This window comes from Shewanella sp. 11B5, assembly GCF_002836795.1.
GTDB classification, from domain to species: Bacteria; Pseudomonadota; Gammaproteobacteria; order Enterobacterales; family Shewanellaceae; genus Shewanella; species Shewanella frigidimarina.
Window position 1 is genome coordinate 1 of sequence record NZ_PJAP01000148.1, and the last position, 1,184, is coordinate 1,184.

The 1,184-nt window shown below is 37.1% G+C and carries 2 protein-coding genes and 1 pseudogene; 1 reads left to right on the forward strand and 2 read right to left on the reverse strand.

Annotated elements, in window-relative coordinates; genetic code table 11:
- Nucleotides 1-57: 57 nt before the first annotated feature.
- Nucleotides 58-393 (forward strand): DUF6488 family protein, encoded by a 336-nt coding sequence (locus CXF78_RS01235; RefSeq protein WP_102035742.1) that lies wholly within the window; start codon nucleotides 58-60, stop codon nucleotides 391-393.
- 171 nt (nucleotides 394-564) lie between these two features.
- Here CXF78_RS01235 and CXF78_RS01240 read toward each other — a convergent pair whose 3' ends face one another.
- Together CXF78_RS01240 and CXF78_RS21600 are read right to left on the reverse strand one after the other, a co-directional pair.
- Nucleotides 565-972, reverse strand: coding sequence for a MarR family winged helix-turn-helix transcriptional regulator (locus tag CXF78_RS01240; RefSeq protein ID WP_102035743.1), 408 nt, complete (start codon nucleotides 970-972; stop codon nucleotides 565-567).
- A gap of 8 nt (nucleotides 973-980) precedes the next feature.
- Nucleotides 981-1,184, reverse strand: a pseudogene (locus CXF78_RS21600) (cation diffusion facilitator family transporter); the annotation flags it as partial.

The window sequence follows — 1,184 nt, forward strand, 5'->3', positions numbered from 1 at the left end:
CATCGGTTTAAAATGATCGGTTTAAAATTATTGGTTTAAAATAATAAGGGGAAATTTATGAGAACATTACTTTTTACAATGGTGCTTTTGAGCAGCTTTATCAGCAGTTATTCGCTGGCACATTCAAGCCATGGCCATATGAATGATAATGCTGCCATCAGTGTTGTCATCAAGTCTGCAAAACAAATGACATTTAAGGACTTCGGCTATGCGGTTGGTCAGCTTCCGGAATCATGGAAAAATATTACCGTTGCAGATGTAACGGTCTTTAGCGTTACAGGAGGCGTTTATATTGTGAGTGCCACTAATGCAGAAGATAAAAAGACGTTATATTTTCAAATCGCTGACGATGGTGAAGTCATGGCTGTATCTGAAAGTAGCACTTTTAAATAATTGATAAATAGTTTTGGACACAAACTTCGAGTGTCCAAAACTAACATTGATTCAAAAACAAGCACTGGCTAAATTAGTTTTTCTCTCAAGGTGCTGATTTATAACAGTTTTATTTGTTATCTTATTAGCACTTCATTTGACGTTGTAACATCATATTCTACAATCTGAAGATTAGAATTCTCGGTTCATTTTTTCAAAACTCTTGGTCAGAACATCTATCGAATTTTGATCTAAATGACGAGTAATATCTTCTGTCAGTTGTATATGCATGCGATTGTGGTGCTTATGAAGCGCCATGCCTTCGCTTGTTAATCCAACTAATATTGAACGTCTATCGTCTTCATGTGGAGAGCGGGTTATAAGTCCAAACTTTACCAGTTTATCTACCTGAACCGTTAAGGTGCCAGTGGTAATTGCAAGCCTATCTGCTAGCTCTTTCATTCTCATGGAACCGTGAGAGCCTAGCACCTCAATAGTGTGCACTTGTGCCAGTGAATAACCGGTATCTTTAACGACAGACTGCTCCCAAGAAGACAGTTTGTCGTAAAACTCAATGATTAAATTATTCAAAGAATGCATAAAGGGCCTCAGCAGTAATTCACTTCGATAGTTAAGTGGCTTAGCTTATCAAACTTATTCAATGAGTGTTTAAATGATTCTACGCTGGCGTCAGTTGTTGTGCAGATAGCGATAGACGCAGAATAATGATCTGCACTAATTCTCCAAATATGAATATCGGTGACCTTGGTTTGTTCATCATCAATAGTATTAACAATGTCTAATTGATAATC

What these genes read in the sequence shown, in the direction of transcription:
- CXF78_RS01235 (WP_102035742.1), top strand. Translation starts at nt 58, where the DNA reads ATGAGAACATTACTTTTTACAATGGTGCTTTTGAGCAGCTTTATCAGC.
- CXF78_RS01240 (WP_102035743.1), bottom strand. Translation starts at nt 972, where the DNA reads ATGCATTCTTTGAATAATTTAATCATTGAGTTTTACGACAAACTGTCT.